The sequence below is a fragment of the Desulfofalx alkaliphila DSM 12257 genome, from assembly GCF_000711975.1.
Taxonomy (GTDB): Bacteria; Bacillota; Desulfotomaculia; order Desulfotomaculales; family Desulfohalotomaculaceae; genus Desulfofalx; species Desulfofalx alkaliphila.
The window spans coordinates 81660-95591 of the sequence record NZ_JONT01000003.1 but is presented as its reverse complement, the minus strand read 5'-3'; the positions used below and the strand labels follow the sequence as shown (position 1 = coordinate 95591).

General features: G+C 48.0%; 17 protein-coding genes. 16 read left to right on the top strand and 1 reads right to left on the bottom strand.

Annotated features, from left to right (window positions below; genetic code table 11):
* The first annotated feature begins 28 nt into the window (after window positions 1-28).
* The 12 genes from BR02_RS0103365 (at window position 29) to murA (ending at window position 9592) form a co-directional block, all read left to right on the top strand.
* Window positions 29-289, top strand: coding sequence for an AtpZ/AtpI family protein (locus BR02_RS0103365; protein ID WP_051688104.1), 261 nt, complete (start codon window positions 29-31; stop codon window positions 287-289).
* Window positions 290-442: 153 nt separating this feature from the next.
* Window positions 443-787, top strand: a complete 345-nt coding sequence (locus BR02_RS15010) for an ATP synthase subunit I (RefSeq protein WP_157834920.1) — start codon at window positions 443-445, stop codon at window positions 785-787.
* A gap of 49 nt (window positions 788-836) precedes the next feature.
* Entirely contained in the window at window positions 837-1595 is a 759-nt protein-coding gene (gene atpB, locus BR02_RS0103350) for a F0F1 ATP synthase subunit A (protein WP_031514174.1), read from the top strand.
* A 44-nt stretch (window positions 1596-1639) separates the two neighbouring features.
* Complete coding sequence (gene atpE / locus BR02_RS0103345) at window positions 1640-1870, top strand: F0F1 ATP synthase subunit C (protein ID WP_031514173.1); 231 nt, start codon at window positions 1640-1642, stop codon at window positions 1868-1870.
* A 123-nt stretch (window positions 1871-1993) separates the two neighbouring features.
* A complete protein-coding gene (gene atpF / locus BR02_RS0103340; RefSeq protein WP_337999114.1) occupies window positions 1994-2530 on the top strand; it encodes a F0F1 ATP synthase subunit B in 537 nt (178 codons plus the stop codon).
* Between the two features lie 8 nt (window positions 2531-2538).
* On the top strand, window positions 2539-3069 hold the full coding sequence (locus tag BR02_RS0103335; protein ID WP_337999113.1) for a F0F1 ATP synthase subunit delta: 531 nt from the start codon (window positions 2539-2541) through the stop codon (window positions 3067-3069).
* A 24-nt stretch (window positions 3070-3093) separates the two neighbouring features.
* Window positions 3094-4599, top strand: a complete 1506-nt coding sequence (gene atpA, locus BR02_RS0103330) for a F0F1 ATP synthase subunit alpha (protein WP_031514170.1) — start codon at window positions 3094-3096, stop codon at window positions 4597-4599.
* 35 nt (window positions 4600-4634) lie between these two features.
* Window positions 4635-5507: an ATP synthase F1 subunit gamma gene (gene atpG / locus BR02_RS0103325; protein WP_031514169.1), complete on the top strand. Its 873-nt coding sequence runs from the start codon at window positions 4635-4637 to the stop codon at window positions 5505-5507.
* Window positions 5508-5553: 46 nt separating this feature from the next.
* Window positions 5554-6972 carry a F0F1 ATP synthase subunit beta gene (atpD, locus tag BR02_RS0103320; protein WP_031514168.1) on the top strand — a complete coding sequence of 473 codons (1419 nt, stop codon included), beginning with the start codon at window positions 5554-5556 and terminating at the stop codon, window positions 6970-6972.
* Window position 6973: 1 nt separating this feature from the next.
* Window positions 6974-7375 (top strand): F0F1 ATP synthase subunit epsilon, encoded by a 402-nt coding sequence (locus BR02_RS0103315; protein ID WP_031514167.1) that lies wholly within the window; start codon window positions 6974-6976, stop codon window positions 7373-7375.
* 159 nt (window positions 7376-7534) lie between these two features.
* Entirely contained in the window at window positions 7535-8167 is a 633-nt protein-coding gene (locus tag BR02_RS0103310; protein WP_031514166.1) for a hypothetical protein, read from the top strand.
* A gap of 168 nt (window positions 8168-8335) precedes the next feature.
* Window positions 8336-9592, top strand: coding sequence for a UDP-N-acetylglucosamine 1-carboxyvinyltransferase (murA, locus tag BR02_RS0103305; RefSeq protein WP_031514164.1), 1257 nt, complete (start codon window positions 8336-8338; stop codon window positions 9590-9592).
* A gap of 55 nt (window positions 9593-9647) precedes the next feature.
* On the opposite strand, the gene BR02_RS0103300 is transcribed toward murA, so the two are convergent.
* On the bottom strand, window positions 9648-9890 hold the full coding sequence (locus BR02_RS0103300) for a hypothetical protein (RefSeq protein ID WP_031514162.1): 243 nt from the start codon (window positions 9888-9890) through the stop codon (window positions 9648-9650).
* A 222-nt stretch (window positions 9891-10112) separates the two neighbouring features.
* On the opposite strand from BR02_RS0103300, the gene spoIID reads away from it, so the two are divergent.
* The 4 genes from spoIID to mreB all read left to right on the top strand — a co-directional run bounded on the left by spoIID (window position 10113) and on the right by mreB (window position 13873).
* A complete protein-coding gene (gene spoIID / locus BR02_RS0103295) occupies window positions 10113-11033 on the top strand; it encodes a stage II sporulation protein D (RefSeq protein ID WP_031514160.1) in 921 nt (306 codons plus the stop codon).
* Window positions 11034-11320: 287 nt separating this feature from the next.
* Window positions 11321-11968, top strand: coding sequence for a M23 family metallopeptidase (locus BR02_RS14705; protein WP_031514158.1), 648 nt, complete (start codon window positions 11321-11323; stop codon window positions 11966-11968).
* A 195-nt stretch (window positions 11969-12163) separates the two neighbouring features.
* Window positions 12164-12415 carry a sporulation transcriptional regulator SpoIIID gene (gene spoIIID, locus BR02_RS0103285; protein ID WP_031514156.1) on the top strand — a complete coding sequence of 84 codons (252 nt, stop codon included), beginning with the start codon at window positions 12164-12166 and terminating at the stop codon, window positions 12413-12415.
* A 423-nt stretch (window positions 12416-12838) separates the two neighbouring features.
* Complete coding sequence (gene mreB / locus BR02_RS0103280; RefSeq protein ID WP_031514154.1) at window positions 12839-13873, top strand: rod shape-determining protein; 1035 nt, start codon at window positions 12839-12841, stop codon at window positions 13871-13873.
* The last annotated feature ends 59 nt before the right edge of the window (window positions 13874-13932 follow it).

Genomic DNA, 13932 nt, shown 5'->3' with positions numbered 1-13932 from the left:
GCCCTCCCATTAGTGAAAAAAGGAGTTAATGAATATTACGAAAACTCATAATAAAAACGGTAACGGTAAAAATGCATTACTGCATGCAGTTGGGGTTACCACCACCATTGGGGTGGAGATGGCGGTGACCACAACGGTGGGCTTTTACGCCGGCAAGTACCTGGACAACAGGTTCGATACCGAGCCCATATTTTTAATCCTTGGCATACTGCTGGGTTTAGGCATAGGGGTAATGGGTATCGTTAAAACCTTAGAGGTGTTTTTTAAAAACGGCAATAACAGCAAATAAAATGCCCAAATAAAGGTTTTTTAGGGGGTCGGTCACCATGCCGCCCCCTAAGTAAAGCAGCTAATTTTTACAATGGCAATTTTCAATAGCAAGAATAAAGGGTGAAATGAACTGAAAAATGCCCGCGACTTAAGAAAACAGTTTTCCCGCAGTTTGAAACATACTTCATTTCTTCTGGTTTTTGCTTTAGGGTACCTGCTTTTAGACCCCCAATCGTCCTTTAGGTGGGGGCTGGCGGTAGGGTCTGCAGTGGGCATGATTAACCTGGTGCTGTCATACAACCGGGTGAGGCTGTTTGGCACCATGCCGGCCAGCATCGGCGAAGTGTTTTTGCGCATTGCAATAATGATGCGCTGGGTGATAATTATCGGCGTACTTTTTTTGGCCTTTTACATTGAAATGCTGGATATGCTCAGCGTGGCCGTGGGAATAATTTTACCCCATATTTTAACGGTGATAGATTACGCCATATACCTGGTCAAGAAAAAAGATGCATAACCAAAAAAATATAGAATTAAAATTATCTGTGAAGGGGGGGAGATTATAGGTGAAAAGTCCAGACGAAGTCAAGAAGGAACTTCTGTGTGGCTGGGAAAGAGTCCTTGGTGACATGTGGTATGGTCCCACCAACTTTGGGACTATAAATGGAATACCTATTGAAATTAACGTTCTTACCGTTGTTATGACCTGGATTACCATGGCAATTGTAGCCCTAGTTGGTTATTTAGCTGTGAAAAACCTCAGCATTGACAAACCGGGCAGGCTGCAAGTGACTTTTGAAACTGTTTATACCTTTTTAAGAGATATTATCTTTGATAACATTACCAGCCAAAAGAGGGCCACTTCGGTGATGCCAATTGTTCTTTCTTTGTTTGTATTTATTTGGTTTGCAAACATGCTGGGGATGATTCCTATGATGGATTCGCCCACCGGTGATGTCAATACCACCATTGGTCTTGCCTTGATGGTATTCATCGGCATCCAGGTATTGGGTATTAAAGACAAGGGACTGAGTTACTTCAAACACTATGTGGAGCCGTACCCGTTCTTCTTACCGCTGGTTATAGTTGAGGAAATCGCTAAGCCGGTGACACTCGGCTTCCGTCTTTTTGGTAACATCTTTGCTAAGAAAATGTTCACACTGGTCTTGCTTGGCATGATACCCATAACTGCAAACTTTATGGGTGGCTTTATTCCTCACGTTATTTGGTTAGCATTTGGTATCTTTGTCGGTACCATCCAGGCATTTATTTTCAGTATGCTGACCATCGTTTATACTGCCCAAGCGGTGAATAAACATCACTGATAAATTAATTTGTAAAATTTATCGTTAGAAGGGAGGGGAAATGCATGGAGGTTAGTGCTGCTGCAGCATTAGGTGCTGGTATAGCTGCCGGTATCGCAGCTTGTGGTGCTGGTATTGGTATTGGTCTTGTAAGTGGTAGAACTGTTGAAGGTATTTCTCGTCAGCCGGAAGCCAGAGGTATTCTGCAGGTAACTATGTTTATCGCAGTTGGTCTGATCGAGGCTCTGCCCATTATTGCTGTTGTTATTGCGTTCATGCTTTTGGGTAACATTTAATTGGCTCCATATGTACTTATTTAGTATTGGTATTTTGCGAGCAAGAGGCGCAATAGCAGGTTTGGGCAGGCCAAACCTGCTATCGCCTTAATTCGTCCCGCTTAGAAGGAAGGAGGGGAACAAGTGGAGCTGCAATTGTATGAAGTTGCCCGCGCAGCTGAAGGCGCCGGCCCATTGTCGTTTAACATGACCCTGCTTGCGCAAATCTTCAACTTTATCGTACTGTTAATATTCCTTCGTCTAGTTGTTTGGAAGCCCTTGATACGGCTCATTGATAACCGCAGAGAAAAAATCGGCGAAGATGTTGCCGCTGCGGAAAACAGCCGTCAAGAGGCTGAAAAAATACGCATGCAATTAAACGCTGACTTAGCTAAAGCCAGAGAAGAAGCCCAAGCAATTATTCAAAGGGCAACTAAGACGGCCGAAGATGAAGCCGCTCAAATAATTGAGAATGCTAAAACTGAGGCTAACCGCGTAAAAGACAATGCGCTGCAAGATATTGAAAGAGAGCGCGAAAAGGCTGTTGTGGAATTAAGAAAAGAAGTGGCTGGCTTATCAATTCTTGTTGCTTCAAAAGTTGTTTCCGATAAAATCACCGATGAATTGCATGAAGATCTGGTTGAAAAATACGTTGATGAGGCAGGTAAATTACCATGTTAAGGGGTGCGGTGGCGAGAAGGTACGCCCAAGCACTTTATGAAATTGCCGTTGACAACAATAAGCTGGACGCAATGGAAGAAGAGCTTAAAGGCGTATCTCAAGTTGTTGAAAGCGAGCGGGGTATCCAAAGGATTTTATACCATCCTCAAATCACCGCCGCTGAAAAACGTGAAGTTCTCAAGCAGCTATTTGAGGGTCGCGTGTCGGAAACAATTATGAACTTTTTGTACCTGCTTATGGACCGTCAGCGTGAAGCTTATCTAAATGATATTGTTGTTGAATTTATCCACCTGGCTAACGCTGCCCGCAACAAGGTAGATGCACAGGTAGTATCTGCCGTAGAGTTGTCAGACGGGCAGAAGGAACAGCTGGCCGGGGTATTAAATAAGCTGGCCGGCAAAGAAGTTAGTCCGGAATACAAAGTTGATGCTTCTCTGATAGGCGGTTTGTTAGTAAGAATAGGGGATAAGGTTATTGACGGCAGTGTCAAGCATAAACTTGAATCCCTAAGACAACGCCTCATGTCACAATCAAGTTAGTAGAAGATAGGGGTGAAGTGGTAGATGAATTTGCGACCTGAAGAGATTAGCTCAATTATCAGGCAGCAGATTGATAAATACCAGGCCCAAGTAGAAGTAACCGACGTGGGAACCGTTATCCAAGTTGGTGACGGTATCGCCCGTGTATATGGCCTGGAAGAATGTATGGCCAGTGAGCTGCTTGAGTTTCCCGGCGGCACCCTGGGTATGGCCTTAAACCTTGAGGAAGATAACATCGGTTGTGTTATCATGGGGCCCTACACCCACATTAAAGAGGGTGACACCGTTAAGCGCACCGGTCGTATTATCTCTGTACCTGTTGGTGATGCATTAGTTGGTCGTGTTGTTAACCCATTAGGCCAGCCCATTGATGGCAAGGGCCCTATTAAAAGTGATAAGTTCCGTCCCATCGAGCGTATTGCGCCGGGGGTTATTACCCGTAAGTCGGTGCACCAGCCGATGCAGACCGGTTTAAAAGCTGTAGACTCCATGATTCCCATTGGCCGTGGTCAGCGTGAGTTGATTATCGGTGACCGTCAAACAGGTAAAACAGCCCTGGCGGTGGACACCATTATCAACCAAAAAGGCCAAAACATGCTTTGTATTTACGTGGCAGTGGGCCAAAAGGCTTCCACCGTGGCCAACGTTATTTCCACTTTAGAAGCTCACGGTGCAATGGAATATACCACCGTTGTTGCTGCCAACGCCTCTGAACCCTCACCGCTTTTATACATTGCTCCCTATGCGGGCTGTACAATAGGTGAAGAGTTTATGGAGCAAGGAAGAGACGTGTTGGTGGTATACGACGACCTGTCTAAGCAGGCCATTGCTTACCGTGAATTGTCACTGTTGCTGCGCCGTCCGCCCGGACGTGAGGCTTTCCCCGGTGACGTATTCTACCTGCACTCTCGCTTGCTCGAGCGTGCTGCCAAGTTAAACGAAGACTTTGGCGGCGGTTCACTGACCGCGCTGCCAATTATTGAAACCCAAGCGGGTGACGTTTCTGCGTACATTCCCACTAACGTTATCTCCATTACTGACGGCCAAATCTTCCTAGACACAGACCTGTTTAACTCGGGTATGCGTCCGGCCGTTGACGTTGGTTTGTCAGTATCCCGTGTGGGTGGTGCTGCGCAGATTAAGGCCATGAAACAGGTTGCCGGTACACTGCGCCTTGACCTGGCCCAGTACCGTGAACTGGCCGCATTCGCCCAGTTTGGTTCTGACCTGGATAAAGCCACCTTGGCCCGCCTAAACCGCGGTGCCCGCTCAATGGAAATTCTCAAGCAAGGGCAATATCAACCAATGCCGGTTGAAGAACAAGTTATCTCCATTTATACCGCAGTGCGCGGTTACTTGGATGATCTGCCGCTAGAACAGGTACGCCCCTTTGAGCAAGGGTTACTGCAGTACTTGCGCTCCAATAAGGCTGAGATAATTAAAGCCATTAAAGACGATGCAGAAATTAAGCCCGAAACCGAAGAAAAGTTGAAGGCGGCAATTGAGGAATTCAAAAAGACCTTTGTATAGTAGTGGCAGTTTGAAGAGTAAGGTGGTGAGAATTTTTGGCTAGTGCGCAAGATATTCGGCGCCGGATTAGGAGTGTTAAAAGCACCCAGCAGATTACCAAGGCCATGAAGATGGTGGCCGCGGCTAAGCTGCGCCGCGCCCAAGAGGCGGCAACTGCCGCCCGGCCCTTTGCCACCAAGCTAACATCTGTGCTGGGGCGGGTGAGCGCTGCCGCCGGCGGATCGGTGAGTCACCCACTGCTGGAGGTGCGTGAACCTAAAAAGATCGCCTATATCCTTATTACTGCCGATAAAGGCTTGTGTGGTGGTTTCAACGCAAACGTTATCCGGCGTTGTGCCCGCGATATAGGGGATCAGGACAATGTATCCCTGGTGGCGGTGGGCCGTAAAGGCCGCGACTACTTCAGGCGCCGGAATATAGAAATAAGTGCAGAGTTTGTTCAGCTTGGTGAGAACATTAGTTTTAACCAAGCTAAGGAAGTGGCGCAATTTGTAATAGAGAAATACTCAGCCGGTGAGTTCGACCAGGTGTTCTTAGTCTACAGTGAGTTTGTAAACGTCTTGACCCAGCGGCCCACAACGGTTAAGCTGCTGCCCATAGAAACTCCTGAGGAAAAGAAGGACGGAGAAGGCGAACAGAAGAAGGAAATGGTTTCCTATCTGTATGAACCCGATGCTGAGTCTGTACTGGGGGATCTTTTGCCCAAGTATGTAGAGGTAAGCGTCTTCCGGGCAATGTTAGAGGCCAAGGCCGGTGAACAAGGTGCCCGTATGACAGCAATGGACTCTGCTACCAGCAACGCCAAAGAAATGATTGACAAGCTTACCCTGTCATTGAACCGTGCCCGTCAGGCTGCCATCACCAAGGAAATTTCCGAAATTGTTGGTGGCGCAGCGGCACTGGAATAATAAAATGCAGTAATATCTCGACACGGCAAGGAGGTCGGAGAACGTAATGAACGTAGGCCATGTTATATCGGTCGCGGGTGTTGTTGTAGACGTAGAGTTTCCGCCCGGCCAGATACCTGATATATATAACGCGTTAAAAATCCGTTCCGAAGATCAGGATCGCGATTATGGCGAGTGGAACCTAACTCTGGAAACAGCCCTGCACCTTGGTAACAACCGTGTACGTACCATTGCTATGTCCTCCACAGAAGGTCTTGTGCGGGGCATGAAAGTGGTGGACACCGGTGGACCCATCTCTGTCCCGGTGGGTAAACCTGTACTCGGTCGTATGTTGGACGTACTGGGGCAGCCCATTGACGGGTTGCCACCTATTGAGGGAGCTGAAACCTTCCCAATTCATAACCCGGCTCCTCCGCTGGTAGAACAATCTACCAAAGCTGAGATGCTGGAAACCGGTATCAAAGTTATCGACCTGATGATTCCCTTCCTTAAGGGTGGTAAGATCGGCTTGTTCGGTGGTGCCGGTGTTGGTAAAACCGTTATCATCATGGAGCTCATTAACAACATTGCCCAGCAGCACGGTGGTATTTCCGCCTTTGCTGGCGTTGGAGAGCGTACCCGTGAAGGTAACGACTTGTACCATGAAATGAAAGAGACAGGCGTTTTGGATAGATGTATGCTGGTGTTCGGTCAGATGAACGAACCGCCCGGAGCCCGTCTTCGTGTGGCACTGACCGGCCTAACCCTGTGCGAGCACTACCGTGACCAAGGCGCCGACGTGCTACTCTTTATTGATAACATCTTCCGCTTTACCCAGGCCGGTTCTGAGGTTTCTGCGCTGCTGGGCCGGATGCCTTCGGCGGTTGGTTACCAGCCTACCCTGGCCACTGAAATGGGTCAGATGCAGGAGCGTATTACTTCAACCACCAAGGGTTCTATCACCTCCATTCAGGCAGTTTATGTGCCTGCGGACGACTTGACTGACCCTGCTCCGGCAACATCATTTGCTCACTTGGATGCTACCGTTGTGTTGTCCCGTCAAATTGCGGAACTGGGTATTTACCCTGCCGTTGACCCGCTGGACAGTACCTCACGCATCCTGGACCCCGGTGTAGTGGGTAAAGAACACTATGAATGTGCCCGTGGTGTGCAGAGTGTACTGCAGCGCTACAAGGAACTGCAAGACATCATCGCAATTCTGGGTATGGACGAATTATCAGAAGAAGATAAGCTGATAGTGGCCCGTGCCCGTAAGCTGCAGCGCTTCTTGTCCCAGGCCTTCCACGTGGCTGAAGCCTTTACAGGTACACCGGGTCAGTACGTACCACTGAAAGAAACCATCCGCGGATTCCAAGAAATTCTTGACGGTAAGCATGATGACCTACCGGAAGCAGCCTTCCTGTATGTAGGTACCATTGATGAAGCGGTAGAGAAAGGCAAGAAGATTTTAGAGGGAAGTGCATAATATGGCGAAAACCCAACGCCTTGATATTGTCACCCCTGAAAAAGTGGTGTTCAGTGAGGAAGTTGATTACGTTGTTGCCCCTGGCAGCGAAGGTGAGCTGGGCTTCTTGCCCGAGCACACCCCGCTGGTAAGCGCACTGAAAACCGGTGTGCTAAGGCTAACCCAAGACGGAAAGACAATCAAAGTTGCCATAAGCGGCGGCTTTGTGGAGGTAAAAAACAGCCGTGTGGTGGTACTGGCCGACACTGCTGAACGGGCGGACCAAATCGATGTGGCCAGAGCTGAAGAGGCCAAGCGCCGTGCTGAACAACGCCTGGCCCAAAAAAGCGAAAACATCGATATTGCCCGCGCCGAGGCCGCTCTAAAAAGAGCGATAAACAGAATAAGCGCCGCACAAAAGTAGCGGCAACAAATAAAGTCAGGGGATTTCACCCCTGGCTTTTTTGCCTCCTGCATAAGCCCAGGTGCAGCAGTAGAAAGTTACAGTTTTTGTAACAAATTAGAGGAAAAAACAAATCAACGTAGAAATACAAGATGAAATAAAGTAAAAAGGGGAGTTAACATGAAAAAAACACTAAGGCTGACACTTTTAGCGGTTTTCCTAATTGGGGCCCTAATACTGGCCGGCTGTGGAGGAGCCAGCGATAATGAAGCAGATACCCCTGACAAGGGCCAGCCGACTGAACAACAGAGGGACCTGGACCCAAATGAAGTTGCTGACGACGCAGATGTAGACGAAGTAATTGATGAAGCCAACAAAACAACATTAGAAGAATTGGCGGAACTGGAAAAAGAATGGCGGGACCAACTACACAATATAGTAATAAGCGCTGATGATACCGTGGACCAATGGATTAATGGACAAGTAACATACAACAAAATGATTATGGAGCTCTATGAGCTAAAAGCAGAAGTAGATCAACTGTTTGAACAGTGTCAAGCAGTACTGGAAGAAAAAGACTTTGCCAATAAATTAAAAGATGAACCCATTTACACAAACAGACTAGTATTGGGCCAAAAGAACAGGGAGAATGTAAAAGAATTTTTCCAAATCACCTATGATGGCATAGACAGCGAAGGCAGCGCAGTGGATGTAAGCGGAGACAGCTTCAATGAACTGTATAATGAAAAACTGATAAATCAATACAATAACAACTACAGATACCTAACAGCTGCCATAAACAGCATCCAATAACCGCAAGAAAACCGCCACCCCAGGTGGCGGTTTTTGATGTTTAACCGCCCGCCCATGCCCCCAACAAGCCTACTGACCAACCAACTAAAGCCCAAATAATTACTCGTTTACTACTAACAGAAAAGGTCAATACTAAAATTAAAGACCATGTAAACGGGGATATAAGTCATGCAAAAACTTATCGTATGCGGTGGCAGGCCATTAAAGGGCACAGTTAGGGTGAACGGCGCCAAAAACGCCGTGCTGCCCATCATTGCCGCCACCCTACTGACAACGGAAAAGTGCCTTATAAGCGGAGTGCCAAACCTAACGGACGTGCACACCATCGGCGAAGTACTGCGCCATCTGGGCGCCCGGGTAGTTATAAGCGAAGACCAGATGACGGTAACCGCCGGAGAGATAAGGGCATCGGAAGCTCCCTACGACTATGTGCGCCGCATGCGGGCCTCATTTCTGGTGATGGGGCCGCTCTTGGCCCGCACCGGCAAAGCCCGTATTTCCCTTCCGGGCGGCTGCGCCATCGGCACCAGGCCCATTGACCTGCACCTTAAGGGTTTTGAGGCCCTGGGCGCCAAGGTTACCTATGGCAAAGGTTATATTGAAGCGGTGGCCCCTAAACTTACCGGCAACAAAATATACTTGGACTTTCCCAGTGTAGGAGCCACCGAAAACATTATGATGGCGGCTTCGCTGGCCCAAGGCCTAACCATAATAGAAAACGCAGCCGAGGAACCGGAAATTACCGACCTGGCCAACTTTATAAACGCCTGCGGGGGAAAAATAAAGGGTGCCGGCACCAAGGTAATCCGCATTGAAGGTAAGAAATCACTGCACGGAACCAGCCACAACGTAATACCCGATCGCATAGAGGCCGGCACCTATATGGTGGCAGCGGCCATTACCGGCGGCAACGTGCTGGTTGATAACGTAATAGCCGATCACCTCAAGCCGGTGGTGGCCAAGTTAAAGGAGACCGGTGTAGAAGTAGTAGAAGAAGAAAACGGCCTGAGGGTAATATCTAACGGAAAGCTAAAGGGGGTAGACATCAAGACACTGCCCTACCCGGGCTTTCCCACAGATATGCAGGCCCAAATGATGGCACTGATGACAATAGCCAAGGGCACCAGTGTAATTACGGAAACGGTATTTGAAAACCGCTTTATGCACGTAAACGAACTAAAGCGCATGGGAGCAAAAATAAAGACCGAAGGACACACTGCCATAGTGTACGGTGTAGAACGCCTAAACGGCACCCAGGTAAAGGCCACCGACCTAAGGGCCGGCGCCGCCTTAATAATAGCCGGCCTGGCCGCAGAAGGTGAAACGGAAATAAGCAACCTTTATCATATAAACCGGGGCTACTATAAACTGGAAGAAAAATTAAGGGCCCTGGGTGCAGAAATAACACGCATAGATGTTCACTAGAAGATATAGGGATGATAATGAAAGAAGGGTGAAGGCTACTTCACCCTTAAATACTTTATGTACCCGCAACCTTTTCTTTTTCAATAGTACTGCCACACTGCGGACAAATAGAAGCACTACGGCTTATTTTAGTCCTGCAGTAAGGGCATTTTGTACTCATAATTAATTTCCCGGTACCGATAACGCCTTTTGTAAAAAGACTTACTACGAATAGGCTGAAGCACACAAATGAAACTACCCACCCTATTGGCCCAAAAAACAAACCTATTACTCCTAAGACGAAAAGCGCAATGGTCAATATTACTCCCTCCTTATAATATAATTCGAGCTACTATAATTAAATGAGTTCACTCGAAAATTTATAACATTATTACACCAATAATGCGAAAATTCCTTCAATTGTGTATTGTCATATTGCGACATAATGAGCTATTAATTTGAGTAAAAACTGGTGTTCTAAACCCCACTTCACCCGCATATACATATACATATTGGACAAACCAATGCGAGGTGAACACCAATGAAAAAACTGGCCCTGGGCCTAATACTAATCGCGGTTGCTGCTCTCACACTGCCCAACATATTACTTAAAGACCGACAAATACCGGTAACCACAACCGAAATAAAACTTTACCGGCACCAGACCGGTGAAATAGAAACGCTGGCCCTAGAGGAATACCTTCTGGGAGTGGTGGCGGCGGAAATGCCTGCCAACTTCCCCACAGAGGCCCTGAAGGCCCAGGCGGTGGCGGCCCGCACCTACGCCGCCCAAAGACTGCTGCCCGGTGGGGTAGAAAACCCTGCACACCCGGGGGCAGACCTATGCGACGACCCCCGCCACGGCCAGGCCTGGATATCAACCGAAGAGATGATGGCACGCTGGGGCAAACTGAGTTACTACCAAAACTACTTTAAAATAAAAAGGGCGGTGGACGGCACAAGAAACAAGGTGCTGGTTTATAACAAGGAACTAATCACAGCGGCCTACCACGCATCCTGCGGCGGCGGCTACACCGAAAATTCCGGCGATGTATGGCAGGTAGAACTGCCCTACCTAAAAAGCGTACCCTGCCCCCATTGCAGCGACCCACACCCGGTGCGCACAGTGACCTACCCACTGAATAAGGTGGCAGAAAGGCTGCAGGCAGACCTAACGGCCCTGCCGACAATAGCGGAACAAACCAGCACAGGCAGGCCCAAAACCGTTAACATAGCAGAAAAACAAATACCGGCCACCGTCTTTAGAGAACTGTTAAACCTGAGATCAACCTGGTTTGAATACGAAATACATGAAAACAAGATCACCTTCACCACCACAGGCCACGGCCACGGCATAGGCATGTGCCAATACGGCGCCAAGGGCATGGCAGAAAATAAAAAAACCCACCAAGAAATCTTATCCCACTACTACCCGGGCACAGAACTGGCAGAGCTAAAATAATATTGGGCGCGATAAATCGCGCCCCTACAACCAAACCCATACCCGCAATTTTTATAACACCTCAAATTTCGCCCCGACAATCAACAAAAAATGTAGGGGTTCGATTCATTGAACCCAAAACCCTCACCCCCACATTCGCACAACACAACAGACCGACAATAATGCCCCATAATTTTAACCACCCGTACAATTAACAAAAATGTAGGGGCTTGATTCATCGAGCCCGCACAGCCATTCATGTATAAAAGCCCAAACAAAGGTCAAAACTACAACTGAGGTGATAAACAATGTGGCCATTTGACAGCCTAAAACAAAAACTAAAAAACAAAGACGCCATGGAAAAACACCGTGAATGGTTAAAAAAATGGCTATTTAGGGGCGGCGGGGTATATGCAGCTGCAGCCCTTATGGTCTTGGTGGCAACCTTTACCCTGCTTAAATTCGTTGTGCTGGCACCAAACCAGCCGGTGGTAAAGGACACCGGCCATAAAGCCGCTGTAGAAAGTCACCAACAAGTAAACGAACCAATTGAACAACCAAAGGAAGAGAGAGAAAGGCAGCAAGCACAGGTAGACCTAAACCGGCTGGCCCTGCCGGTAAAGGGAGAGCTAATACTCACCTACCACCAACCCTACTTTTCGGAACAATATAACGACTACCGCATCAGTGAGGGGCTAAAATTTGCAGTACCGGAGGATGAAACGGTAAAGGCAGCCTTGCCGGGCAAAGTAGTAGACATAGACCAACACCCCCATAAGGGATTTATGGTAATAATAGACCACGGTCAAGGATATCAGACCAAATACAGCGGCCTAAGCCAGGTGCAGGTAAAAGTTAATCAAGAGGTTGATCAAGGTGACATACTTGGTGTGGAACAAGATTCACAGGTTGAATTTACCTTGATGGAAAACGGCCACCCCATTAACCCCTTATAGCAACTAGCCCATGGATGCGCCCCCATTTAATTCCAAGCGATTTCTTAGCATTATTTAACCTGTCCGGCATATATATCTAAATAGTTATCACAAACTAACCCGTCTTAGAACCCCGCCCCACAGGCGGCGGGTTTTTAAGGGTGATTAACAATCCAAAGGATTCTCGTTCAAAAGTGTGCCCGGGGAGGTAGGGGGATGCAAGAATATATACAAAAACGCGTATTAGAAATTTGCGCCTACATTCTGGAAACCGGGGCAACCGTACGTCAAACCGCCCAGGTATTTCAGGTAAGCAAAAGCACGGTACATAAAGACATGACAGAACGGCTGCCGTCATTAAACAAAGAGTTGGCCAGAGAAGTTAAAAAGATACTGGACATAAACAAATCAGAACGCCACCTCCGTGGAGGCGAGGCAACTAGAAAAAAATACAAGGAATTAGGTTAAGTATATTTATACAGTATTAGAGGATTTCCAGCCAAAAAGTCGAATGATAGCAAAAGTAATAAATATATTTCAAGTTCCACTAATTTTTTCTTGCTTAAAAAATAGACAAGCCTAAGAAAACACATAAGGTCTTTAAGCTCGATAACAGACAACCAACTTGTCCAATGCCCTGTTGGGGCGGGTGGCTTTCCCCGTCAAATCTTGTAGGGAACGGTTTTACGTATTGATGATTATGTAGGGTTTTGATTATCACTAGGTAAATCGATTATGTAATACGTGAGCTTCTATTATCGATTATGTGGGGGTTCGATTTATCGAACCCAACCCGATCCCAAAACTTGTCTATTTTAACGCAGGGGCGGGCGACTATGCCCACCCACATATGTAAACCAGTGGAACAAATCGGGGAGGAAACGTACTAAAATGTTCGGACTTTTTGGATCAACCGACATAGGGGTAGACCTGGGCACAGCCAGCGTACTGGTCTTTGTTAAAGGCAAAGGAATAGTACTACAGGAACCCTCGGTGGTGGCAATAAATAAAGACACCGGAAAAATTATTGCAGTGGGAGAAGAAGCCCGCCGCATGCTGGGCCGTACACCGGGCAACATTGTGGCAATTCGCCCCCTAAGGGAAGGGGTTATAGCTGACTACGATGTTACCGAGAAAATGCTTCGCTACTTCATTAATAAAGCCAACGTAAAAAAATTGTTCTTTAAGCCCCGGGTAATGGTATGCATCCCCTCGGGGGTTACCGGTGTAGAAGAACGGGCGGTGCGCCAGGCAGCAATTCAAGCCGGTGCAAAACAGGCCCACCTAATAGAAGAGCCTTTAGCTGCGGCACTGGGCGCCGGTCTGGATATCTCAGAACCCAGCGGTTCCATGGTGGTAGACATCGGCGGCGGCACCACCGACGTGGCGGTGCTGTCACTGGGCGGCATAGTATGCAGCCGCTCTTTACGGGTGGGCGGCGATAAATTTGACGAAGCCATCGTAAGATATATCAGAAGGGAATTTAACCTAATGATTGGCGAGCGCACCGGTGAAGAAATAAAAGTAGAAGTGGGCAGTGCCCTAGTAGACGACAACCGCAGCACCCAAATAAGGGGCCGCGACCTGGTAACAGGCTTACCAAAAGCCATCACCGTTACCACCAGCCAAGTATACGAGGCGATATACGAACCCCTGGAAGCGGTGGTAAGCGCGGTAAAAGAAGTGCTGGAACACACCCCGCCTGAACTGGCGGCCGACATAGTAAACAAGGGCATAATCATGACCGGCGGCGGAGCCCTGCTGCACAACTTTGATAAACTAATTAGCAAAGAAACCGGCCTGCCGGTATACGTATCAGAAGAAGCCATCAGCTCGGTGGCCATAGGCACAGGCAAAGCCCTGGCCATGATGAACATACTGCCGACACCGAAGAACAAAAAGCTCTTTAGAAAAGTAATGGGCTAATAATCACATAAAAAACGGGGGAACCCCCAAATAATCACATTGCACACTGTAGGGGCGCG

Bases quoted from the DNA above. Each gene is read 5' to 3' on its own strand.
- atpE (WP_031514173.1), top strand. From the start codon at position 1,640: ATGGAGGTTAGTGCTGCTGCAGCATTAGGTGCTGGTATAGCTGCCGGT.
- BR02_RS0103315 (WP_031514167.1), top strand. From the start codon at position 6,974: ATGGCGAAAACCCAACGCCTTGATATTGTCACCCCTGAAAAAGTGGTG.
- spoIIID (WP_031514156.1), top strand. From the start codon at position 12,164: ATGCAAGAATATATACAAAAACGCGTATTAGAAATTTGCGCCTACATT.
- atpD (WP_031514168.1), top strand. From the start codon at position 5,554: ATGAACGTAGGCCATGTTATATCGGTCGCGGGTGTTGTTGTAGACGTA.
- spoIID (WP_031514160.1), top strand. From the start codon at position 10,113: ATGAAAAAACTGGCCCTGGGCCTAATACTAATCGCGGTTGCTGCTCTC.
- murA (WP_031514164.1), top strand. From the start codon at position 8,336: ATGCAAAAACTTATCGTATGCGGTGGCAGGCCATTAAAGGGCACAGTT.
- atpA (WP_031514170.1), top strand. From the start codon at position 3,094: ATGAATTTGCGACCTGAAGAGATTAGCTCAATTATCAGGCAGCAGATT.
- BR02_RS14705 (WP_031514158.1), top strand. From the start codon at position 11,321: ATGTGGCCATTTGACAGCCTAAAACAAAAACTAAAAAACAAAGACGCC.
- BR02_RS0103310 (WP_031514166.1), top strand. From the start codon at position 7,535: ATGAAAAAAACACTAAGGCTGACACTTTTAGCGGTTTTCCTAATTGGG.
- BR02_RS0103365 (WP_051688104.1), top strand. From the start codon at position 29: ATGAATATTACGAAAACTCATAATAAAAACGGTAACGGTAAAAATGCA.
- mreB (WP_031514154.1), top strand. From the start codon at position 12,839: ATGTTCGGACTTTTTGGATCAACCGACATAGGGGTAGACCTGGGCACA.